At 71.4% G+C, this 20,429-nt stretch carries 22 protein-coding genes; 11 read left to right on the top strand and 11 right to left on the bottom strand.

The annotated features are described in order from the left end of the window. Positions 1 to 24 precede the first annotated feature (24 nt). Positions 25 to 261 (bottom strand): hypothetical protein, encoded by a 237-nt coding sequence (locus A6A27_RS35885; protein WP_073839095.1) that lies wholly within the window; start codon positions 259 to 261, stop codon positions 25 to 27. A gap of 122 nt (positions 262 to 383) precedes the next feature. Beyond that, entirely contained in the window at positions 384 to 1,241 is an 858-nt protein-coding gene (locus A6A27_RS35880; protein ID WP_073839094.1) for a L,D-transpeptidase family protein, read from the bottom strand. Between the two features lie 173 nt (positions 1,242 to 1,414). Here A6A27_RS35880 and A6A27_RS35875 point away from each other — a divergent pair, with 173 nt between their 5' ends. Continuing rightward, positions 1,415 to 3,094 (top strand): DNA repair helicase XPB, encoded by a 1,680-nt coding sequence (locus A6A27_RS35875; RefSeq protein ID WP_073839093.1) that lies wholly within the window; start codon positions 1,415 to 1,417, stop codon positions 3,092 to 3,094. 41 nt (positions 3,095 to 3,135) lie between these two features. Here the strand turns inward: A6A27_RS35875 and A6A27_RS35870 are convergent, their stop codons facing one another. After that, positions 3,136 to 4,053 carry an AEC family transporter gene (locus A6A27_RS35870; RefSeq protein ID WP_073839092.1) on the bottom strand — a complete coding sequence of 306 codons (918 nt, stop codon included), beginning with the start codon at positions 4,051 to 4,053 and terminating at the stop codon, positions 3,136 to 3,138. Between the two features lie 47 nt (positions 4,054 to 4,100). Here A6A27_RS35870 and A6A27_RS35865 point away from each other — a divergent pair, with 47 nt between their 5' ends. Beyond that, positions 4,101 to 4,628, top strand: a complete 528-nt coding sequence (locus A6A27_RS35865; protein ID WP_198940593.1) for a CGNR zinc finger domain-containing protein — start codon at positions 4,101 to 4,103, stop codon at positions 4,626 to 4,628. 423 nt (positions 4,629 to 5,051) lie between these two features. Here the strand turns inward: A6A27_RS35865 and A6A27_RS35860 are convergent, their stop codons facing one another. Further along, complete coding sequence (locus A6A27_RS35860) at positions 5,052 to 5,927, bottom strand: GNAT family N-acetyltransferase (RefSeq protein ID WP_073839090.1); 876 nt, start codon at positions 5,925 to 5,927, stop codon at positions 5,052 to 5,054. Positions 5,928 to 6,115: 188 nt separating this feature from the next. On the opposite strand from A6A27_RS35860, the gene A6A27_RS35855 reads away from it, so the two are divergent. Next, a complete protein-coding gene (locus A6A27_RS35855; RefSeq protein ID WP_143194349.1) occupies positions 6,116 to 6,403 on the top strand; it encodes a hypothetical protein in 288 nt (95 codons plus the stop codon). 105 nt (positions 6,404 to 6,508) lie between these two features. Here the strand turns inward: A6A27_RS35855 and A6A27_RS35850 are convergent, their stop codons facing one another. Beyond that, entirely contained in the window at positions 6,509 to 7,270 is a 762-nt protein-coding gene (locus tag A6A27_RS35850) for a TIGR03089 family protein (protein WP_073839088.1), read from the bottom strand. 76 nt (positions 7,271 to 7,346) lie between these two features. Continuing rightward, positions 7,347 to 7,919, bottom strand: coding sequence for a TetR/AcrR family transcriptional regulator (locus tag A6A27_RS35845; protein ID WP_073839087.1), 573 nt, complete (start codon positions 7,917 to 7,919; stop codon positions 7,347 to 7,349). 87 nt (positions 7,920 to 8,006) lie between these two features. Between A6A27_RS35845 and A6A27_RS35840 the strand changes: the two genes are divergently transcribed. Continuing rightward, positions 8,007 to 8,378 (top strand): DUF4267 domain-containing protein, encoded by a 372-nt coding sequence (locus A6A27_RS35840; RefSeq protein ID WP_073839086.1) that lies wholly within the window; start codon positions 8,007 to 8,009, stop codon positions 8,376 to 8,378. Between the two features lie 31 nt (positions 8,379 to 8,409). Here the strand turns inward: A6A27_RS35840 and ligD (A6A27_RS35835) are convergent, their stop codons facing one another. Then, positions 8,410 to 9,324 carry a non-homologous end-joining DNA ligase gene (gene ligD, locus A6A27_RS35835; protein WP_073839085.1) on the bottom strand — a complete coding sequence of 305 codons (915 nt, stop codon included), beginning with the start codon at positions 9,322 to 9,324 and terminating at the stop codon, positions 8,410 to 8,412. Then, positions 9,314 to 10,255, bottom strand: coding sequence for a non-homologous end-joining DNA ligase (ligD, locus tag A6A27_RS35830; protein WP_073839197.1), 942 nt, complete (start codon positions 10,253 to 10,255; stop codon positions 9,314 to 9,316). Before ligD (A6A27_RS35830) ends, ligD (A6A27_RS35835) begins: the two co-directional genes overlap by 11 nt. Positions 10,256 to 10,341: 86 nt before the next feature. Between ligD (A6A27_RS35830) and ku the strand changes: the two genes are divergently transcribed. Beyond that, positions 10,342 to 11,376, top strand: a complete 1,035-nt coding sequence (gene ku / locus A6A27_RS35825) for a non-homologous end joining protein Ku (protein WP_073839084.1) — start codon at positions 10,342 to 10,344, stop codon at positions 11,374 to 11,376. A 58-nt stretch (positions 11,377 to 11,434) separates the two neighbouring features. Here ku and A6A27_RS35820 read toward each other — a convergent pair whose 3' ends face one another. Together A6A27_RS35820 and A6A27_RS35815 are read right to left on the bottom strand one after the other, a co-directional pair. Beyond that, entirely contained in the window at positions 11,435 to 12,400 is a 966-nt protein-coding gene (locus A6A27_RS35820) for a zinc metalloprotease (protein ID WP_073839083.1), read from the bottom strand. Between the two features lie 228 nt (positions 12,401 to 12,628). Further along, positions 12,629 to 13,021: a PPOX class F420-dependent oxidoreductase gene (locus A6A27_RS35815; RefSeq protein ID WP_073839082.1), complete on the bottom strand. Its 393-nt coding sequence runs from the start codon at positions 13,019 to 13,021 to the stop codon at positions 12,629 to 12,631. Positions 13,022 to 13,261: 240 nt separating this feature from the next. Between A6A27_RS35815 and A6A27_RS35810 the strand changes: the two genes are divergently transcribed. From A6A27_RS35810 to A6A27_RS35790, 5 genes are all read left to right on the top strand, one after another. After that, positions 13,262 to 13,924 carry an FKBP-type peptidyl-prolyl cis-trans isomerase gene (locus tag A6A27_RS35810; RefSeq protein WP_083673128.1) on the top strand — a complete coding sequence of 221 codons (663 nt, stop codon included), beginning with the start codon at positions 13,262 to 13,264 and terminating at the stop codon, positions 13,922 to 13,924. A gap of 139 nt (positions 13,925 to 14,063) precedes the next feature. Beyond that, positions 14,064 to 14,921 (top strand): SCO6745 family protein, encoded by an 858-nt coding sequence (locus A6A27_RS35805; protein ID WP_073839195.1) that lies wholly within the window; start codon positions 14,064 to 14,066, stop codon positions 14,919 to 14,921. A 31-nt stretch (positions 14,922 to 14,952) separates the two neighbouring features. Next, positions 14,953 to 15,606, top strand: a complete 654-nt coding sequence (locus A6A27_RS35800) for an HAD family hydrolase (protein ID WP_073839081.1) — start codon at positions 14,953 to 14,955, stop codon at positions 15,604 to 15,606. 41 nt (positions 15,607 to 15,647) lie between these two features. After that, positions 15,648 to 16,772 carry a glutathione-independent formaldehyde dehydrogenase gene (locus tag A6A27_RS35795; protein ID WP_073839080.1) on the top strand — a complete coding sequence of 375 codons (1,125 nt, stop codon included), beginning with the start codon at positions 15,648 to 15,650 and terminating at the stop codon, positions 16,770 to 16,772. A 196-nt stretch (positions 16,773 to 16,968) separates the two neighbouring features. Next, positions 16,969 to 17,982 carry an NADPH:quinone reductase gene (locus A6A27_RS35790; protein WP_073839079.1) on the top strand — a complete coding sequence of 338 codons (1,014 nt, stop codon included), beginning with the start codon at positions 16,969 to 16,971 and terminating at the stop codon, positions 17,980 to 17,982. A 184-nt stretch (positions 17,983 to 18,166) separates the two neighbouring features. On the opposite strand, the gene A6A27_RS35785 is transcribed toward A6A27_RS35790, so the two are convergent. Continuing rightward, positions 18,167 to 19,816 (bottom strand): fatty acid--CoA ligase, encoded by a 1,650-nt coding sequence (locus tag A6A27_RS35785; protein WP_073839078.1) that lies wholly within the window; start codon positions 19,814 to 19,816, stop codon positions 18,167 to 18,169. An 83-nt stretch (positions 19,817 to 19,899) separates the two neighbouring features. On the opposite strand from A6A27_RS35785, the gene A6A27_RS35780 reads away from it, so the two are divergent. Continuing rightward, positions 19,900 to 20,391 (top strand): NUDIX domain-containing protein, encoded by a 492-nt coding sequence (locus A6A27_RS35780; RefSeq protein ID WP_073839077.1) that lies wholly within the window; start codon positions 19,900 to 19,902, stop codon positions 20,389 to 20,391. Positions 20,392 to 20,429 lie beyond the last annotated feature (38 nt).

The following is a 20,429-nucleotide window of genomic DNA, read 5'->3' as shown; positions in this document are numbered from 1 at the left end:
GGCCGGGGCTCGGCCCGAGCCCGCTCAGCGCCCGTTGCGGCGGATCGTGCCGATCACCGACACTGCGAGCAGCAGGCCGAACGCCGCGCCGGCCGACTCGCCGACCGAGTCGACGAAGCCCTGGCGCTGCACCAGCAGACCGAAGAAGAACCAGCCGACCACGCCGACGGCGGCGGCCGCGTACCCGAGCAGGGCCGCCGGGGAGACCTCGGCCCCCGTCGCCCGGTCGTCCTCGGGGAGCACCTCGTGATCGACCGTCATCGTCAGCCCCTCCCGCCCCGCCGGACCCGATTTCCAGAGTGGCACCGGAATCGGCCGCCGAACAGGGGAGAAAACCCTCATTCCACCCGGGGAGGGTCAGGGGTACGGGCGGTCGGGCCTGCTCAGGTGCCGGAACGGTGACCGAAGACGACCACCCGGGTGCCGATCGAGCCCAACTCCCAGAGCCGCACCGCGTCCTGGTGCAGTAGGTTCACGCAGCCGTGCGAACCGACCGACCCGTTGTGCAGGTACGTGGTGGTCTCGTGGAAGCCGATGCCGCCGTTGAACTGCTGCCAGTACGGCAGCCACACCTCGTACGGGTTGGACCACTCCTTCAGGTTCCGCCCGCCCACCCGGTAGGTGCCGGTCGGGGTGGCGTACCCGCTCATGCCGGTGCGGGTGACCGTCGGGCCCATCACCACCTTGCCGCCCCGCATCGCCCAGACCGTCTGCCGGGTCAGATCGACGCAGAAGGTGAGGCCGGAGCCGGCCCGGCAACGGTTTACGCCGGTGGTGGCCAGGCGGCGCGCCACGTCGTAGGTGGTGGCGCCGGCGCGACCGGCGGCGGGGCTGATCCCGTACCGGCGCTGGAACTTCTTGATCGCGGCGCAGTCGGCGGCCGACTGCTGCCCGTCCACGGTCACCGTCCCGAACCCACCCAGCTTGGCCAGGTACGTCTCCACTTCCCGCTGGCGCTCGCCCTGCGGGCAGACCGGTTTCGGCGTGGCGGTCGGTTTCGGTTTCGTCGACCGGCTGGGCTTCGGCGTGGCCGACCGGCTCGGTGACACCGACGGCGAAGGCCGGTCCGGTGTCGGTGCGTGCGCGCTCGCCCCCGATGCCTTCTCCGTCACTGCGACGGGTGCCGGAGCCGCGGCCCCGGATCCGTCGTCGCCCTGCGGATCGAGCGCGCACGCACCGACGCCGACCAGCACGACCGCCGCCAGGCTGACGACCCGGGCGGCGAACCGGACACGCTTCATGGGCCCTCCCCCTGGCGAGGCGTTCCCTTCCTAGACGTACGAGACGGATGTCCCGTTGCCTTCTCGGCGTGACTTTTTTCGGACACCTCCAGACGTGCAACACTGGATGGTCCGCCTTCGGCAGGTCAGCGTCGTGCGGGCGAGGAGATCCCGGCAAGCGAAAGGACACTGGCGTGAGCGGTGGACCACTGATCGTGCAGTCGGACAAGACCCTGCTGCTGGAGATCGACCACCCCGACGCGCAGGCGTGCCGGATGGCCATCGCGCCCTTCGCCGAGCTGGAGCGCTCTCCCGAGCACGTGCATACCTACCGGCTCACCCCGCTGGGCCTGTGGAACGCCCGGGCCGCCGGCCACGACGCCGAGGGCGTGGTGGACGCCCTGATCAAATACAGCCGCTACCCCGTGCCACACGCGCTGCTGGTCGACGTGGCCGAGACGATGGACCGGTACGGCCGGCTCCAGCTAACCAACGACCCGGTGCACGGCCTGGTGCTGCGCGCGCTGGACCGGGTGGTGCTGATCGAGGTCGCCAAGAGCAAGAAGCTGGCCGGGATGCTCGGTGCGAAGCTCGACGACGACACCATCGCGGTGCACCCGTCCGAGCGGGGCCGGCTCAAGCAGGCGCTGCTCAAGCTCGGCTGGCCGGCCGAGGACCTGGCCGGTTACGTCGACGGCGAGGCGCACCCGATCGACCTGGCCGAGGCCGGCAAGGACGGCGGGAAGCCGTGGACGCTGCGGTCGTACCAGCGGGAGGCCGTGGAGGCGTTCTGGGCCGGCGGGTCCGGCGTGGTGGTGCTCCCCTGCGGCGCCGGCAAGACGCTGGTCGGGGCGGCGGCGATGGCCGAGGCGCAGGCGACCACGCTGATCCTGGTCACCAACACGGTCGCCGGCCGGCAGTGGAAGCGGGAGCTGATCGCCCGCACCTCGCTCACCGAGGAGGAGATCGGCGAGTACTCGGGCGAGCGCAAGGAGATCCGCCCGGTCACCATCGCCACGTACCAGGTGCTCACCTCGCGCCGCAAGGGTGCCTTCACGCACCTGGACCTGTTCGGCGCCCGCGACTGGGGTCTGGTCATCTACGACGAGGTGCACCTGCTGCCCGCGCCGATCTTCCGATTCACCGCGGACCTTCAGGCCCGCCGCCGGCTCGGCCTGACGGCGACGCTGGTCCGCGAGGACGGCCGCGAGGGCGACGTGTTCAGCCTGATCGGACCCAAACGGTACGACGCGCCGTGGAAGGACATCGAGGCGCAGGGCTGGATCGCCCCGGCCGAGTGCACCGAGGTACGAGTGACGCTGACCGACGCGGAGCGGATGGCGTACGCGACGGCGGAGGCCGAGGAGCGCTACCGGATGGCGGCGACCGCCCGGACCAAGCTGCCGGTCGTTCGCGCGCTGGTCGACCGGCACCCGGACGAGCAGGTCCTGGTCATCGGCGGGTACATCGACCAGCTGCACCAGCTCGGCGAATACCTGGACGCGCCGATCGTGCAGGGCTCGACCACCAACAAGGAGCGGGAGCGGCTGTTCGACGCCTTCCGTTCGGGTGAGGTGCGCACCCTGGTCATCTCGAAGGTCGGCAACTTCTCCATCGACCTGCCCGAGGCGGCGGTGGCGATCCAGGTGTCCGGCACGTTCGGCTCCCGGCAGGAGGAGGCGCAGCGCCTCGGCCGGGTGCTGCGACCGAAGGCCGACGGCCGGCAGGCGCACTTCTACACCGTGGTCTCCCGGGACACCATCGACACCGAGTACGCCGCCCACCGCCAGCGCTTCCTCGCCGAGCAGGGGTACGCGTACACCATCGTGGACGCCGACGACGTCCTCGGCCCGTCGCTGCCTTCCTTCGACTGACCCTTTCCTGGTCGATCGACTCCGCTCGGCGCGGTGGCTGGTCATCCCGTTGTCAGGCCGACGATGAACGGGAGCGTGGCGATCGAGAGCAGCGTCTGCGCGCCGGTGATGGAGGCCATGAGGTGCGTGTCGCCGCCCATCCGCCTGGCGAGGACGTAGGCGGACGGTGCGGTCGGGACAGCGCAGATGATCGCGATGCTGGTGAGCGCCGCGCCGTTGACGCCGAGGGTGGTGGCGATGGCGACCGCGGCGAGGGGCAGGGCGACGAGTTTGAGGGCGGACGCCGAGAGGATGTCGACCACATCGCGCTGCCGCAGGCGGAAGGTGATTGCCGCACCTGCCGCCAGCGTTCCGCACACCAGTGCGGGAGCGGCGAGCATGTCGAGGGTGGTGGCCAGGAACGCCGGCAGTCTGAGGTGAAGCAGGTTCAGGGCGAGACCGGCCGCGCACCCCTGGATGAGTGGGTTGCCGAGGAGTTCGAGCCAGAGCCTGGGCCGGCTGCGGTCGTCCCGGTCGCCGTGTTTCGACAGGACGCTCACCGATATCACGTTGACCAGCGGCACCATGACGGCGGCGGCCAGGGCGAAGGTGGCGACGCCTTCCGCGCCGTAGGCGGCGGAGGCGAACACGAGCCCGATGTAGGTGTTGAGGCGGATGCTGCCCTGGACCAGCGAGGTCAGTTGCGGGCCGTTCGCGCGGAGCGGGCGGCGCAGCGCGATGACGAGCACGGAGACGACGACGACCGGGATGGCCAGGCTGGGCAGCAACGGCGCCGGCGAGGCTGCGGCCAGGTCGGTCGCGGCGATCGAGGTGACGAACAGCGCGGGCGTGAAGACGCGGTAGCTCATCCACTCGATGCCGCGCCAGAATCCCGGGTCGGTCACGAGCCGCCGGCGCAGCACCGTGCCGAGTCCGAGCAGCAGCACGATCGGGACGACCGCCATGACGACGAGATGCATGTCAAGGACTGTGTTGCAATGGGTCAGTGCAGTTCAACCATGACAACATGACCGGGGCTCACCTCGCCGCCGACCTCGCCAACCTCGTGGTCGAGGGCCGTACCGGTGGGGGCGGGGTCGGGGCGGGTGAGCTCGAGGCGGTCCTGCGTACGCACGAGATCCGCCGACCGGCGCTCACTACCCGGCAGGCACAGGTGCTGCGGGTGTGGGGTGCGCGGTTGCGAGCTGTGTTCGAGGCGTCCGGGACCGAGGAACGCTGCACGGCGATCAATGCGCTGCTGGTCGAGGGAACTGCCGGGGTGTTCCTGACCACACATGACGGACGCCGTCCGCACCTGCACTTCACGCCCGAGGACGACGACGTGGTCGGCCGGGTCCGGGCGGTCACGGCCGGCGGCCTGGCGATCTTCGCGGTTGAGGCGGAAGGTCGGCGGCTGGGCGTCTGCGCTCGGTCGACGTGCGTGACGGTGTTCGTCGACACCAGTCGCAACGGACGTCGCGAATACTGCTCGGCCCGGTGCGGCAATCACGACGCCGTACAGCGCCATCGGACTCAGCTCCGAGCCGGCAGGTGACCACCTGCCATGGTTGAAACGCGGTCATTTCGGTCGGGCAGGTCGTGAGGCGGCGCAGGCCGGCATTGACGAATGGCTGCTGTCACGCCGGGTACGCGGACTGGGACGGATCAGGGCGGTAGCCGCCCGCGCCACTGCCGCTTGTTCGGCGCGGCATCGCCATGGCCAATCTGACGTACGCGGAAAGAGAGGTGCGCGATGAGGGACCGAATCTTCAAAGGGTTGAAGCGGAAGGCCAATTCGATCATGGTGCGCCGACGGCGCAGGGACTCCATAATCACCAAGCGGGGCCGCTCCCGTAGGCCCGGCAGGCTCTTTCAGTGAGGGCGCACCCGGGGAGCCTGAGTCGCTTGCGTCATCAAGTTCGTAGGCGGAGTGGAGCTCAGGCCTTGGCCGGCTCCTGGAGTCCAGGGGCGGCGGCGGTCACAAGTGGCGGCGCAGGTAGCGGGCGCGGCGGCCGGCATCGGCGGAGCCCAGCCGCCGGTACAGTGCCGCGGCCGGGTTGTTGTCGTTGACGCAGAGCCACGCTTCCCGGGCACCGTCCTCGGCCAGCGACCGCAGCGCGGTCGCCACCAGGTACGCCCCGACCCGTCGCTGCCGCCAGCCGGGCACGACGCCCACCTGGTCGATCCAGTTGTCGATGACGTTGAGGAAGCCGACGGCCGTACCGTCGGGACCGCGCGCGATGAGCGACAGGTCCGGCCGGTACTCGTCGTCGTCCCGCAGGTCGCCCAGCCAGACCTCGGCGGTGGACGCGCCGAAGCCGGGTCGATCGGCGAAGGACACCCGGTAGGTCTCGAAGAGTTCGGGGCCGATATCCCAGGTCACCGGCTCGGTGGTCACGCCGTGGGGGCGCGCGACCGCCGGCAGGGTGGTGAGATCGTGCCGCAGCACCCACTCGGTGAAGGTCCGCTCGAAGCCGCGCGCCGTGAAGAGAGCGTCCGCATCCGGGCTCCAGGACTCGGTGGTGAGCAGCAGGTCCGCGTCGCCGGCCTGCTCGCCGGCCCAGCTCAGCAGCCGGCTGCCCAGGCCCCGCCCCCGCCACGCCGGATGCACCAGGCCGGTGCTGGTGGCCGGCTGCCCGCCGGTGCCGACGCCGACGGCCGCGACCAGGCCGCCGTCGTGCCAGGCGCCGAGGGTACGGGCCTGGAGCAGCCGGGCCCGCAGCAGCGGAGGGCGGGCGAACAGGGGTAGTCCGCCGTCGGTGGCCAGGCACCCCTCGGCCAGTCCGGCCAGCGCGTCGAGGTGTTGCTCGCCGAACTCTTTCCAGGTCAGCGCGTCCCCGCCCAGTTCCGCCATGATCCTCTGCCCTTTCGCCTGCCGCCGATCGCACGACGCCCGGTGGGCAAGTAGGCATCCCGGCCCGCGCCGCTGTCAACGAGTTTCCGTCGGGCCGGCGGGCTGCCCGCACGGCGACCGGGGCACGTGGCCAGACCGGTCAGGAATCGAGAAGCCCAGGTCACCGAGCCGCAACTAGCGTGGCCGCCATGGATGCCCCACCCCGGCAGGCGCTGGGGCGGGGCTGCTCGTCTTCTCAGGAGGTCCCGTTGAACTGGAACAAGTGGGTCCGGCAGATCCACCGCTGGCTGGCCATCGTCTTCACGGTGACGGTCATCGTCACCTTCGTCGCGCTGGCGCAGGAGGAGCCCGTCGTATGGGTGTCCTACGTGCCGCTGCTCCCGCTCTTCCTGCTCCTGTTCACCGGCCTGTACCTGTTCGTGCTGCCCTATGCCGCCAAATGGCGTACCGCTCGGCGCACCAGGGCCGAAAGGTAGTGCGCAGAGCACCCGGGTCACCTGCTCGGCGTCGATGCGGATGTCGAGCCTCGGCCGGTGCGGGTAACTCTGTCCGGGCAGATGTCGGCCGGGGGTTGATCAGAGCTACGTGGAGAGCACCCGGGTGACCCGCTCGGCCTCGATTCGGGCCTCCAGTCTGGACCGGTCGAGGTTGGCGCAGAGCACCACGGATGCGCCGGCGGCGAGCGGGGCGAGCAGCCACTTCACCGGCTGCTCGTGCTCGGCGGCGTCGACCAGCAGCCGGTCACCGGCCCGCAGGTCAAGCTGTTCGGCGACCGCCGACGCCAACTGCCGCCACTCCCCGTAGCTGGTGCCGTCGGGGCTGGCCGGATCCCACGGGCGGACGCCGGTGTAGTCGGGTGGGGTGTCGGTGTGCCGGAGCACCTCCGTGGACCAGTCGAGCCAGCCGGCGGGCACGTCGGCCAGCGGCCCCGGCCCGGTGCCGACGAGGTAGCGGTGCACCCCGTCGGGCACGTCCTCCAACCAGTCGTCGAGGCGCTCCGGGGTCACGAACACCGCGTCGTACGGCTGGTCGCCCCCCGGTTCGAGGACCCGCAGCCCGGCGGTGGCCCGCGGCCGGAACGACACCGCCATCCCGACCGACCAGGCGCCGATCAGCACCGCGGCGGTACGCCAGTGCGGCGGTAGCAGCACCGCCACCCGGCTGCCCGGGCCCAGCCCGCAGCCGTCCCGGAGCAGGCTCGCGCTTTGGGCCGCCCAGCTGCCGAGTTGCGGCGCGGTCAGCTCGACCCGCCCCCCGGTCGCGTCGTCGCAGTAGGTGAGCAGCGGGAGCCCGGCCTCCCGTGGCGCGTCGGCCGGAACGGGTGCGGGCGGGTGGACAGCCATCGGAAAACTCCTCCTGCCGGTCCGCCCACCCTAACCAGCCGACCGCCGACCCGACCGCTCCGACCGGCGGGACGGTTCAGCGGGTGAACCGGTCCACCAGGATCGCCAGCCGCCGCTCGTGGTCCGCGCGCCGGAGCCGGCCGTTGCGCATGAGCGTGACGAGGCCGTGCAGCCCGCTCCAGAAGGTCTCGGTGAACGCCTCGAGGTCGTCGCCGCCGGCGACTGGCCGCAGGGTCTCGGCCAGCTCGGCGAAGGCCCGGGCCAGCTCGACCGGTGCGTCCTTACTGGCGAAGGGCAGGTCGACGGGAAGGTTGAAGATCGCGTCGTAGAGCGCGGGCCGGCGCTCGGCGAACGCGACGTACGCCCTGGCCATGTCGGCCACCGCCTGCCGTGGGTCGGTTGCGGCGGCCCGGGCGGCGGCGAGTTCGGCGGCCAGATCACCGCAGCCTTCCACGGCGACCGCCGCCATGATGGCGCCTTTGCCCTTGAAGTGGCTGTAGAGGACGGGCTGGCTGTACTCGATCTCGGCGGCGAGCCGGCGGGTGGTGACGGCGTCCCAGCCCTCCGACTCGGCCAGCTCCCGGGCTGCGGCGACGATCGCCCGTTCCCGTTCCGCCCGCTCCCGCTCCCGGCGGGCCTGAATCGACATGCTCGCAGTCTAGCACCGCTAGCCAATCTGCCGCCGCTCTGCTAGCTTCGCTCTCGGACCTAGCAGCGCTAGAATTTGGAGTCGAACATGCTCAGCCCCGTCGCCTACGGGCTCGCCGTCGTCCTCAGCCTCTTCTGCGTCTTCATCGGTGCCCGGTTCCTGCTGGCGCCCCGCGCCTCGGCCGCCGGCTACGGCGTGCCGGCCGCACCGGACGGGGACCCGGCGTACCTCACGATCAAGGGCCTGCGCGACCTCAGCTACGGCCTGCTCGGCCTCGCCCTGATCGCCTTCACCAGCGCCGACGCGGTCGCCTGGTTCATGCTGATCGTCGCGCTCAACCCGTTGGGGGACACCCTGATCGTGCTGCGGCACGGCGGCGCGAAGGCGGTCGCCTTCGGCATCCACTTCGCCACCGCCGTGGTCGTCCTCCTCGACGCCGCCCTGCTGTTCGCCCTGTAGGCCAACCGCTGACCCGAACTGCTCGGGCCGCTCAGGGTCCGGGCAGTTCGGGGCCGCCGTCGAGCAGCGGGGCCAGCAGGTCGCCCTGCTGCTCCACCCGCTTGAGCACCTCGCCCGCCGTGTACGGCTTGGTCGACGGGCGCTTGCCCGCCGCGCCCGCCTCGACCTCGTCCCAGGTCAGCGGGGTGGACACCGCCGGCACCGCCTGGGCGCGCAGCGAGTACGGCGCCACCGTCGTCTTCGCCGCGTTGTTCTGGCTCCAGTCGATGAAGACCTTGCCGGGACGCAGGTTCTTGGCCATCTTCGACACGATCTGCTTCGGGTGCGCCCGCTCCAACTCCTGGGCGATTCGCCTGGCGTAACCCGAGACGAAATCGGAATCCTGCGTACCGGCGATCGGGCAGCAGAGCTGCATGCCCTTCTTGCCGGACGTCTTCGGGTACGCCTCGATGCCGTCGTCGGCGAGCCGGTCGCGCATCAGCAGCGCCACCTGGCAGCACTGCTTCAGCGCGGCCGGGGCGCCCGGGTCCAGGTCGACCACCATCATGTCCGGGTGCTCGCCGATCTTCCACTGCGGTGTGTGCAGCTCCAAGGCGGCGAGGTTGGCCAGCCAGACCAGTACGGGCAGGTCGTCGCAGACGACGTAGTCGATGGTCTCCCGCCCCTTGCTCGACCCGGGGGCGGGCAGCGTCTCGGTGCGTACCCAGCCGGGGGTGGCAGCCGGGGCGTTCTTCTCGAAGAACGAGCTGCCCTCGACCCCGTTCGGGTAGCGGATCCGGGTCAGCGCCCGGTCGCGCAGGTGCGGCAGCAGCAACGGGGCGATCCGGGTGTAGTAGTCGATCACCTCGCCCTTGGTGAAGCCGGCCTTCGGGTAGAGGATCTTGTCCAGGTTGGACAGCTCCAGCGCGCGTCCCTCGACGTCCACCTTCAACCGGTCAGCTGGCATCCTCGACCTCCTCGGGTGGCTTGTCCGGCCGCAGCCGCAGGATCCGGGGGAAGCGCAGCCGCCCGTCGGGGGTGCGCTGGCCGTACTTGACCTCGACCACCACCCGCGGGGTTACCCAGATCGCGCCGCGGGCATCCTCACGCGGCACGTCCCCGGCGAACGGTGACGCGGTGGTGCGCAGCGGTTCCAGCTCGCGCAGCAGGTCCCGCTCGAGGGCCGCGCCGATCCCCCCGCCGACCCGGCCCCGGAAGGTGAGCCGCCCGTCCGGCCGGGGCACCCCGACCAGCAGGCCGCCGATCTTGCGCGCGCCGGGCCGCCAGCCGCCGACCACGAAGTCGCCGGTCACCTCCAGCTTGACCTTCACCCAGTCGGGCGAGCGAACCCCGGGCCGGTAGACCGCGTCGATCCGCTTGGCCATCACCCCTTCGAGCCCGTGCTCGCCGGCCGCCGCGAAGGTGGCCGGGCCGTCGGCGAAGGCGGGCGGCACCGCCCACCGGGCCGCGCCGAGCCCGAGCGACTCCAGCGTCGCGCGCCGCTCCCGGTAGGGGCGGCCGGTCAGGTCGTCGCCGCGCAGCCGCAGCACGTCGAAGATCATGTACGTGACCGGCATGCTGGCCGCCAGCCGCGCCGCCTTGGTCGGGTTCCGCACGTGCATCCGCTCGGCCAACGCGGTGAACGACGGCTGCCCGAGCTCGTTGAAGAGGATCACCTCGCCGTCCAGCAGCGCGTCGTCGACCTGCTCCTTCAACATGATCAATTCGGGGTACGCCGTGGTGATCTCCACGCCCGAACGCGCGTACAGGTGCTGGTCGCCGTAGGAGATGTCGGCGAGCGCACGGACCCCGTCCCACTTGAACTCGTACGCCCAGCCGGCACCGGCCGGGAGATGCCCGGTCATCGCGAGCATCGGCTTCAACGGCGCGCCGGGCACCTGATCACTGTAGTTGCGCACGGAAGGGCGTGCGTGCCGTTCGATCGTTTGCGATTCTGGTCAGAACCAGGGAGAGGAGCGCGGGAATGCGGGCCATCTGGAAAGGAGCGGTGTCGTTCGGCCTGGTGTCGATCGGAGTGCGGGTCTACTCGGCCACCGAGGAGAAGGACATCCGCTTCCACCAGGTGCACCGGGACGACGGCGGCCGGATCCGCTACAAGCGCACCTGCCAGGTCTGCGGCGAGGAGGTCACCTACGACGACATCGCCAAGGGGTACGACATCGGCGGCGGCGAGATGGTCATCCTCACCGACGAGGACTTCGCCGACCTGCCGCTGACCACCTCGCACGCGATCGACGTGCTGGAGTTCGTCCCCGCCGAGCAGGTCGACCCGATCCTCTACAACAAGGCGTACTTCCTGGAGCCGGAGGGCTCGGCCACCAAGCCGTACGTGCTGCTGCGCGACGCGCTGACCGACTCGGAGCGGGTGGCGATCGTCAAGGTCGCCCTGCGCCAGCGGGAGCAGCTCGCCACCCTCCGGGTACGCGAGGGCGTCCTGCTGCTCAACACGATGCTCTGGCCGGACGAGGTGCGTACCCCCGACTTCGGGTTCCTGGACGAGGACCTGAAGGTCCGTCCCCCGGAGCTGGCCATGGCCAGCTCGCTGATCGACTCGATGGCCGGCGACTTCGAGCCGGACGCCTTCACCGACGACTACCGGGCGGCGTTGCAGGAGGTGATCGACGCCAAGATCGAGGGCCGTGAGGTGGTCCAGCCGGAGGAGGAAGAGGCCGCGCCGGCCGCCGCGGTGGACCTGATGGCCGCCCTGAAGGCGTCGGTCGAGCGGGCCCGGGCGGCCCGGGGCGAGGCGCCCGCCGGCGGCGCCGGCGAGCCGACCCCGATCACCTCGGCCCGGTCGGCGCAGCAGGCGGCCAAGGCGGCGAAGACCGCGAAGGCGCCGGCGAAGAAGGCGGCCGCGAAGAAGGCTCCGGCGAAGAAGGCGGCCGCCGCCAAGAAGGCCGAGCCGGCGAAGAAGGCGGCGGCCAAGAAGACCGCGGAGAAGAAGGCGGCGCCGGCCAAGAAGGCCGCCAAGAAGGCCGCCCCCCGCAAGACCGCCTGACGGCGAAGGGGTTGACGAGCCGCTTAACGCGGCCCGTCAACCCCTCACCAAGCCCTGCTTACTGCTTGCCGCCGCCGGCCCGGAATGCCACCCAGGCATCGCTCATCCGGTCCGCCTGGCCCGGGGTGAACATGTTCATGCAGGAGTCCTGCGTGTAGTCCATGAAGTTGTGGATCGGGTCCAGCCCGGGTGCGGTGCAGGTGTCCGCGCCCACCGGGCAGTTGAACTGCGGCGCCGCCTCGCGCGGGGTGTCCGCGACGTAGTCGCCGGAGGCGGAGCACCCGTGCGCGAAGGTGTGCTCCAGCATCAGCCAGTGCCCGACCTCGTGCGTCAGCGTGTCACCCAGGGCGTACTTGCCGGCCGTTCCGCCCGGCATCGACTCGTCGAGCATCACCACGCCGTCGATGTAGTCCCGGCCGTTGTTGTAGCCCTTCGGGAAGTACGCCCAGCCGAGGAGGCCGCCGCCGATGTTGGCCGCGTACACGTTCAAGGTGCGGGCGTCGCCGGTGTACAGGGCCTTCTTCATGTCGCGCTCGTTCTTGCCGGGCACGACCGTGTACCAGTTGCTGTTCACCGTCCACGTCGTGTCAACGAGCGAGAACCGGAACGGCGTGTCGGAGGCGTCGGGCGCCGTGAGGCCCGCGTACGAGTCGTTGAGCACCTTCATCTGCGCCGCGATCAGGGTGTTCCACCGGTCCGTCTCGGCCGCGCTGAGCGGGTGGTCGGAGATCATGTGGAAGACCGTGGGCACGGTGACGCTGCCGTTGGGCAGGCGCGGCGAATCCTTGATCACGCCGTAGGCGTTCGCCTCGTTCTTCGAGTACAGCTCCGGTTCCTGGGCGGTGGCGCCCTCCTTCACCCGCGCCGCGCTGTGCCCCTCGGCACCCGGCTCACACGCCGCTACCCCCGGGGAGGCGGTCGCGGGCGCTGCCGTGGCCACCGCCCCGGAGGCGCCTCCGGCCGCCAGGAACGTCGCCGCGGTAGCGGTCAGCACCGCCAGCTGGAAAGTTGATCTTCTGCGCATCGTTGCACCCTTCACGCCTGTGGATGGAGGCAGAGCGGAATGGACAAGGGCCGCCGCCACGAGGTCAGTGACGTCGTCGTCCCGTATAAGAACACGCCGATGCGGTGAACAACAGACCCAAGTACGCACTGAGCTGGTCCCCGGCCGAACCGTAGGGGTGGCCGTTGCGGTGTTGGTAGAGGGCCCCTGCTCTACGGCGGAGGCGTTGAGAAGGGGCCCTCCGTGGGCTCAGCCGCGGCCGAGCTTCTCGGTGGGGGTGACCCGGACGATCACCCGCTCCTCGCCGGGCTGGCGGAACGGGTACGTGTCCTGCCCGAGATACTTCTTCGCCATCCGGTCGATGTGCTCGTCGGCGCCCTCGGTGACGAACTCCGCGGTGCCCTTCACCCAGAGCGTGCGGAAGTCGTCGGCCTTGTCCACCACAGAGACCGCGACCGAAGGGTTGCGCTCGATGTTGCGGTACTTCTTCCGGCCGACGGCCGTGTTGAACACGATGTGCTCGCCGTCGGTGTCCACCCAGACCGGGGTGACGTGCGGGGTGCCGTCGGGCTCGATGGTCGCCACGTGCGCGAGCTGCGGCTCGGCGAGTAGGGCAAGGTCTATTTCGGTGAGGATCGCCATGGTCGTGAACGTACTCCGATGCGTCCGGTGTCGCTGTCGTTCGCCGTCGCCACGCCCGCTGACGGCTCAAACGCCCGGTCGCGTCGTTCGTCACCGACTTCACGATGGTGCCCCCGGGGGGCTGAGCTGTCGGAATCGGAGCCGGCCGCAGGAGCACCGCAGGCGTCCGGGCGGGTACCGTGTGCGCTGGTCTCGACAGCGGCCGACGAGCCGCACCACCCACCCAGCAGGGGAGTCGACGTGAGCGAGCGTGTGCAGAACCGGTCGGCGGGCCAGGGCCCGGGCACCAAGGCGGAGCGGCGACTGGCCGCCCAGCTGGCGGCGAAGAAGGCCGCCGAGGCGCGGCGCCGCCGACAGTCGATGCTGGGCGCCTTTGTCGGTGTCCTCGCGGTCGCCGCGCTGATCGGCGGCATCGTCTGGCTGAACAACGGGGACGACGCCACGAATTCCACCGCCGCCGCCCCCTCGGCCAGCGCCGACGCCCCGGTCGAGCCCACCGCCGCCGCCGCACCGCAGCTTCCCGCCGACGCCGACCCGGCCCTGAAGACCAAGCCGACGGTCGGCGCGGGCAAGGGCGAGCTGAAGAAGCTCACCGTCACCACCCTGATCAAGGGCAACGGCCCGGCGGTGAAGGCCGGCCAGCAGATCACCACCAACTACGTCGGGGTGTTCTACAAGGACGGTAAGGAGTTCGACTCCTCCTGGGGCCGGGGCGAGCCGGCCACCTTCGGGATCGGCGTCGGCCAGGTCATCCCGGGCTGGGACCAGGGCCTGGTCGGCGTGCCGGTGGGCAGCCGGGTGCAGCTCGACATCCCGGGCGAGCTGGCGTACGGCAACGACGCGTCGGGCGGTCGCCCGGCGGGCCCGCTGCGCTTCGTCGTTGACGTGATCGCCGCGCAGTAGGTCACAGCAGGCTTCCTTCCCGTCACCCAGCGGCAGTAGGTTCGTGGTCACCGTGGGCGGTCCACCCGCCCGCGGCGACCTGCCCACCGACGCGGAGGTGCACGTGGCGGCGCTGGACGACCCGGGGCTGGCCCGGCTGATGTGGACCCACTTCGAGCCGGTCCACGCGGTGACCTACTTCCACCCCCGGGCCCGCGCCGCGTACGAGGCGGTCGGGCTGCGCGGCTACTGGCGGGGTTACTTCGCCGGCCGGGCCGCCCCGCTCGGGCCGGTGGACGCGCCGGTGGTGGTTGCCGCCTTCTTCAGCTTCGCGCCGTCGATGGTGGCCCGGGCGCTCCCCTCGGTGTGGCGCCTGGCCACCCCGCAGGAGGCGCTGCGCGCCCGGCTCACCGGTGCCGTGCAGGCGCTGGCCGAGTTCACCTACGAGCTGCCCGAGTCGCACCTCGTCGAGGCGGCGGAGCTGCTGGAGGAGGCGGCCGGGGGGGTCGAGACGGCGGGCCGGGTGCTGGGCGCGGTCAACGCCGCGCTGCCCCGGGGGGAATACCCGCTGGCCCGGCTCTGGCAGGCCGCCACGACGCTGCGCGAGCACCGGGGCGACGGGCACGTGGCGGCGCTGGTCACCACGGGGCTGGATCCGGTCGAGGTGGTGGCCTGGCGGTGCCGGCTCGACCAGTCCCGCGAGTTCCACCAGATGGCCCGGGGCTGGACCGACGAGGAGTGGGCCGCCGCCGAGGAGCGCCTGGTGGAGAAGGGCTGGCTGACCGCCGACCGGGCGCCGACCGAGCACGGCACCGCGACGTTCCGGGCGGTCGAGGAGGCCACCGACCGGGCCGCGCTCGGCCCGTGGCGGGCGCTGGGCACGGAGCGTACGGCGCGGCTGCGCGAGCTGCTCGAACCGATCGCGAGCCGGTGCCACACGATCATTCCCAGGCAGAGCCCGATCGGCCTGCCCGCCCCGCGCACCCCCACCGGTGAGGCGACCGCCCCGGCCCGCTGACCGGCCCGCCGGGGTCCGGCAGGATGGGCTCATGGTGGACGCGGTGCTCTTCGACCTGGACGGCGTGATCGTGGACTCCGAGCCGGTCTGGGAGGAGGTCCGGCGGGCGTACGTGGGCGCGCACGGCGGCGCCTGGCAGCCGGACACCCAGCGCCGGCTGATGGGGATGAGCACCGGCGAGTGGGCCGCCTACCTCAGCGGTGAGCTGGGCGTGGACCGCACCGCCGAGCAGGTCGCCACCGAGGTGGTGGCCGAGATGACCCGGCGGTACGCGGCACAGGTACCGCTGATCGACGACGCCGACGCGGTGGTGCGCCGGCTGGCCGCGCGCTGGCCGCTGGGGCTGGCCAGTTCCTCCCCCACCCGACTGATCGCGGCGGCGCTGGCCGCCACGGGCCTGACCGACGCCTTCCGGGCGACCCTGTCGACCGAGGAGACCGCCCGGGGCAAGCCGGCGCCGGACGTCTGGCTGGGCGTGGCGGCGCGGCTCGGCGTGGATCCCGCGCGGTGCGTGGCGATCGAGGACTCCTCGAACGGGGTCCGGTCCGCGGCCGCCGCCGGGATGCGGGTGGTGGCGGTGCCGCACGGGTCGTACCCGCTGGACCCGGACGCCGAGGCGTCGGCGGCGGTGCTGCTGCCCTCGATCGACGCGCTCACCGCCGAGGTGGTCGAGCAGCTCGGCTGAACCTCCGCCCCGACCGTCCCGGCCCGCCTACGGTCGGTGACGTGAAGGCAGTGGTGTACCAGGGCCAGCGCGACGTCGCGGTGAACGAGGTCGAGGATGCGCGGATCGAGGATCCGAACGACGTTATCGTCAAGATCACGACGACCGCGATCTGCGGCTCGGACCTGCACATGTACGAGGGCCGGACGAATGCCGAGCCGGGCATCGTCTTCGGCCACGAGAACCTGGGTGTGATCGTCGAGACCGGGCCGGGCGTGGTGAGCCTGCGCAAGGGCGACCGGGTCTCCATGCCGTTCAACGTGGCGTGCGGGTTCTGCCGGAACTGCCGGGAGGGGAAGACTGCCTTCTGCCTGACCGTCAACCCGGGCTTCGCCGGCGGCGCGTACGGCTACGTGTCGATGGGCCCGTACCGGGGTGGGCAGGCGGAGTACCTGCGGGTGCCGTTCGCCGACTTCAACTGCCTGAAGCTGCCACCGGGCACCGAGTATGAGAACGACTTCGCCATGCTCGCGGACATCTTCCCCACCGGCTACCACGGGGTGGCGATGACCGGGCTGCGGCCTGGCGAGAACATCACCGTGATGGGTGGCGGCCCGGTGGGGCTGATGGCCGCGTACTCGGCGCTGCTGATGGGCGCGGCGGAGGCGTTCGTGGTGGATCGGGTGCCGGACCGGCTGCGGCTGGCCGAGTCCATCGGCGCGATCCCGATCGACTTCACCAAGGGCGACCCGGTCGAGCAGATCAAGGAGCAGACCGACGGGGTGGGCACGGACACGGGCGTCGACGCCGTCGGCTACCAGGCCACCGGGGCGAGCGGGGAGGAGCAGCCCGCGCAGGTGCTCAACAGCCTGGTGGACGTGGTCCGGCCGACCGGCGCGATCGGCGTGGTCGGGCTCTACCTGGCCGAGGACCCGGGCGCGCCAGACGAGCACTCGGCCCACGGCGAACTGCTGGTCAAGGTCGGCAAGTTCTTCGAGAAGGGCCTACGGATGGGGACGGGGCAGGCCAACGTCAAGGCGTACAACGAGTACCTATGCAACCTGATCATGGCGGGGCGGGCGAAGCCCAGTTTCGTGGTGAGCAAGGAACTGCCGCCGGAGGCGTACCAGCGTTTCGACCGGCGCGAGGAGGGCTACTCGAAGGTGGTGCTCAAGCCGGCCGCCTGAACGACGTGCTCCTGACGCGACGTGAGGTCCTGGCGTCGGCCACCGGCACGGCCGGGTGCCGGTATGTCCCCCATCACACCCCTCCTGCCGCCGACCGCCGCGTTGTACGTTTTCCCCGGCGCGTCCGATCGGAATGATCAGGGTGCGTCCGGGTAGCGCAGCCGGTGGCGCACGTGTCGGCGGTGAGGGGACGGCGATGAAGGCGATCGTGTACGAAGGCAACGGCGACGTCTCGGTGCTCCAGGTGGCTGAGCGCCCGATCCCGGAGCCGGGCCCCGGCGAGGTGCTGGTGCGGATGGCCGTGGCCGGGGTGAACCCGACGGACTGGAAGGCCCGCCGGCAGTGGCCGCTCCCGGCCGGCTGGCAGATCCCCGGGCAGGACGGTGCCGGGGTGATCGAGGCGGTCGGCCAGGGTGTCGACCAGATCCTGATCGGTGACCGGGTGTGGCTCTGGGAGGCCGCCTGGCAGCGGCCCTGGGGCACCGCCACCGAATACACGGTGGTCCCGGTCCGGCACGCGGTACGCCTCGGTTCCGCCTCCTTCGACCTCGGTGCTTGCCTCGGCATCCCGTTCCTGACCGCGCACCGGTGCCTCACCGCCGGCGAGTTCATGCCGGACAAGCTGCACGCGGGCGCGCTCAGCGACCATGTGGTGCTGGTGCAGGGCGGGGCGGGCGCGGTCGGCAACGCGGCCATCCAGCTCGCCCGCTGGGCCGACGCCTGCGTGATCACCACGGTGAGCACCCCGGAGAAGGCGCAGCTCGCGGCGGCGGCCGGGGCCGACTTCGTGATCAACTACCGCGAGCAGGACGTGGTCGAGGAGGTCCGCAAGATCGCGCCCGACGGGGTGCACACCATCGTCGAGGTCGCCGCGGCCGTCAACGCGGCGGCGGACGTGCAGATCCTGCGAACCGGGGGCGCGGTCTGCGTCTACGCGGACGACGGCGGGTCCGAGGTGACGCTGCCGATCCGGCCGCTGATGGTGCCGAACGCCCGCTGGCAGTTCGTGCTGATCTACACGGCGCCGAAGGCGGCCAAGGCGCAGGCGGTGACCGACGTGACGGCGGCGGTGGCGCAGGGGGCGATCCGGGTGGGCGAGGAGGCCGGACTGCCGCTGCACCACTACCCGATGTCGGCGGCCCAGGCGGCGCACAAGGCGGTGGAGGACGGTGCGGTCGGCAAGGTGCTGATCGCCACGGCCGAGGTGTAATAAACGCGAAACGGATTTCTCTGACATCGGGACAGAGGCGAACAAGTTTCGCGAGAATGGACGTGCGGGTCGCCCCGCATGGACGGGCGGCCCCGGCGCGGTGCGAACGCCGGGGCCGCCCTCTGGGAGAGATGTCCTTGAGGAGGAAGTCTCTACCCGTCCAGCGACGCTACGCCGGAAAGTGTTACGGCGCGGCCAGTTCGCGCACCTCGAGCCCGCCCTCCGCGTACCGGGAACGCACCACCTTCTTGTCGAACTTGCCGACGCTGGTCTTCGGGACCGCGTCGATGAACGCCCAGCGCTCCGGCAACTGCCAGCGGGCCACCGACTTCGCCAGGAAGTCCCGCAGCTCCTCGGCGGTGACCGAGGCGCCCTCCCGAACCACCACGGTGGCCAGTGGCCGCTCGTCCCACCGCTCGTCCGGTACGCCCACCACGCAGGCCTCCAGCACCGCCGGGTGCCCCATCAGGGCGTTCTCCAGCTCGACCGAGGAGATCCACTCGCCACCCGACTTGATCACGTCCTTGGCCCGGTCGGTGAGGGTGATGTAACCGTCCGACGAGAGCATGCCGACGTCCCCGGTCCGCAGCCAGCCGTCCCGGAACTTCTCCTCGTCCTGGGTCTCGTCCCCGACGTACCGGGCGGTCACCCACGGCCCGCGGACCTCCAGCTCACCCATCGAGGTCCCGTCGGCGGGCAGCGGCTCGCCCAGCGGGCCGACGATCCGCGCGGCGACCCCGGCCGGGACCCGGCCCTGGGTGTAGCGGTAGCGCCAGGCCGTCTCGCCGGTCGCGCCGGCCGGCGGCCGGGAGACCGAGCCCAGCGGCGACATCTCGGTCATCCCCCAGGCGTGGATGACCTCGATGCCGTGCCGGTCGTGGAAGGCGTGCATCAGCGCCGGCGGGCAGGCCGAGCCGCCCACGATCACCTCCTTGAGCGAGGAGGTGTCCACGTCGTGACTGTCCAGGTAGGTCAGCAGGTCGGTCCAGATGGTCGGCACCGCGCCGGCCAGCGTGGGGCGCTCGGCGGCGATCATCTCGGCGATCGGCTCGGCCTGGAGGAACCGGTCCGGCATGATCAGCGACGCGCCGGAGAGAAACGCCGCGTACGGCAGGCCCCAGGACATCGCGTGGAACATCGGCACGATGGCCAGCTCCCGGTCCGTCGGGCCGAGCCCGAAGCCCTCCGGCATGCAGATCTGCAGCGAGTGCAGGTAGATGGAGCGGTGCGAGTAGGCGACCCCCTTGGGGTTGCCGGTGGTCCCGGAGGTGTAGCAGAGCGCCGCCGCGTCCCGCTCGTCCACCTCGGGCCAGTCGTAGCTGTCCGGCCGGTCGGCCAGCAGGGCGTCCCAGTGGTGTACGGCGATCCGGTCGCCGGCCGCCGCCACCAGCGGTGCGGGGTCCCCGCCGCCGACCACCACCACGTGCCGCACCGTGGCCAACTGCCCGATCACCTGGGCGAGCAGCGGGATCAGCGTCGAGTCGACCAGCACCACCCGGTCCTCGGCGTGGTTGGCGATGTAGGCGACCTGGTCCGGGAAGAGCCGGAGGTTGAGGGTGTGCAGCACCGCGCCCATGCTCGGCACGGCGAAGTACGCCGCCAGGTGCTCGTTGTTGTTCCACATGAACGTGGCGACCCGCTCGTCGCCGGTCACCCCGCACTCGTCGCGCAGCGCGTGGGCCAGCCGGGCGGCGGTCCGCCCGACCTCGGCGTACGTCATCCGACGGGGCTCGGCGCCGGTCCAGGTGACCACCTCCGCCGTGCCGTGCACGGTGGAGCCGTGTTCGAGGATCCGGGCGACCTGGAGGGGGGCATCCATCATCGTGCTACGCATGGGTAGCAAACTAGTGTCGCCGGTCACACCACGGAAGCCCCGGATTGGCCGAGCCGGCAGCGGAAACTGCGTAGATTGTCCGGGTGAGCATCTCCTGGGCCGACTCGTACGTGGGGCAGCTGCGCGCCCTGGCCGGTGACCGCACCCTGATGTTCGTCGGGGCCCGCGCCGTGGTCCGGGACAACGCCGCCCGGGTGCTGCTGATCCAGCGCTCGGACAACGGCCAGTGGGCGTTGCCGGCCGGCGCCATGGAGCTGGGCGAGTCGATCGCCGACTGCGCGGTCCGGGAGGTCCGCGAGGAGACCGGGCTGCGCGCCCTGCGGGTCAGCGCCTTCGCCCTCTACACCGGCCCCGACCGCACCCACACCAACATGTACGGCCACACGTACCAGGTCTTCACTACGGCTTTTCGGGTGGACGAGTGGGACGGTGAGCTGGCGCGGGTGACCGACGAGACCGACGACGCCGGCTTCTTCCACCCGGAGGAGCTGCCCACCCCGCTCTCCGCCAGCGTCATCGAGACCCTCGCCGACCTGGACGTCTTCGAACAAACCAACCGCCTGATCCTCAAGTAGCCCCGCACGCCTCAGACGTTGATCAAGGAGGTTGCGTC

This window comes from Micromonospora sp. CB01531, assembly GCF_001905095.1.
Lineage (GTDB): Bacteria > Actinomycetota > Actinomycetes > Mycobacteriales > Micromonosporaceae > Micromonospora.
The sequence above is the reverse complement of the archived record's forward strand: the minus strand, read 5'-3'. Positions and strand labels throughout refer to the sequence as shown.

What these genes read in the sequence shown, in the direction of transcription:
- A6A27_RS35885 (WP_073839095.1), bottom strand. Translation starts at nt 261, where the DNA reads ATGACGGTCGATCACGAGGTGCTCCCCGAGGACGACCGGGCGACGGGG.
- A6A27_RS35880 (WP_073839094.1), bottom strand. Translation starts at nt 1,241, where the DNA reads ATGAAGCGTGTCCGGTTCGCCGCCCGGGTCGTCAGCCTGGCGGCGGTC.
- A6A27_RS35870 (WP_073839092.1), bottom strand. Translation starts at nt 4,053, where the DNA reads ATGCATCTCGTCGTCATGGCGGTCGTCCCGATCGTGCTGCTGCTCGGA.
- A6A27_RS35865 (WP_198940593.1), top strand. Translation starts at nt 4,101, where the DNA reads ATGACCGGGGCTCACCTCGCCGCCGACCTCGCCAACCTCGTGGTCGAG.
- A6A27_RS35860 (WP_073839090.1), bottom strand. Translation starts at nt 5,927, where the DNA reads ATGGCGGAACTGGGCGGGGACGCGCTGACCTGGAAAGAGTTCGGCGAG.
- A6A27_RS35855 (WP_143194349.1), top strand. Translation starts at nt 6,116, where the DNA reads ATGGATGCCCCACCCCGGCAGGCGCTGGGGCGGGGCTGCTCGTCTTCT.
- A6A27_RS35850 (WP_073839088.1), bottom strand. Translation starts at nt 7,270, where the DNA reads ATGGCTGTCCACCCGCCCGCACCCGTTCCGGCCGACGCGCCACGGGAG.
- A6A27_RS35845 (WP_073839087.1), bottom strand. Translation starts at nt 7,919, where the DNA reads ATGTCGATTCAGGCCCGCCGGGAGCGGGAGCGGGCGGAACGGGAACGG.
- A6A27_RS35840 (WP_073839086.1), top strand. Translation starts at nt 8,007, where the DNA reads ATGCTCAGCCCCGTCGCCTACGGGCTCGCCGTCGTCCTCAGCCTCTTC.
- ligD (WP_073839085.1), bottom strand. Translation starts at nt 9,324, where the DNA reads ATGCCAGCTGACCGGTTGAAGGTGGACGTCGAGGGACGCGCGCTGGAG.
- ku (WP_073839084.1), top strand. Translation starts at nt 10,342, where the DNA reads ATGCGGGCCATCTGGAAAGGAGCGGTGTCGTTCGGCCTGGTGTCGATC.
- A6A27_RS35820 (WP_073839083.1), bottom strand. Translation starts at nt 12,400, where the DNA reads ATGCGCAGAAGATCAACTTTCCAGCTGGCGGTGCTGACCGCTACCGCG.
- A6A27_RS35815 (WP_073839082.1), bottom strand. Translation starts at nt 13,021, where the DNA reads ATGGCGATCCTCACCGAAATAGACCTTGCCCTACTCGCCGAGCCGCAG.
- A6A27_RS35805 (WP_073839195.1), top strand. Translation starts at nt 14,064, where the DNA reads ATGTGGACCCACTTCGAGCCGGTCCACGCGGTGACCTACTTCCACCCC.
- A6A27_RS35800 (WP_073839081.1), top strand. Translation starts at nt 14,953, where the DNA reads ATGGTGGACGCGGTGCTCTTCGACCTGGACGGCGTGATCGTGGACTCC.
- A6A27_RS35790 (WP_073839079.1), top strand. Translation starts at nt 16,969, where the DNA reads ATGAAGGCGATCGTGTACGAAGGCAACGGCGACGTCTCGGTGCTCCAG.
- A6A27_RS35785 (WP_073839078.1), bottom strand. Translation starts at nt 19,816, where the DNA reads ATGCGTAGCACGATGATGGATGCCCCCCTCCAGGTCGCCCGGATCCTC.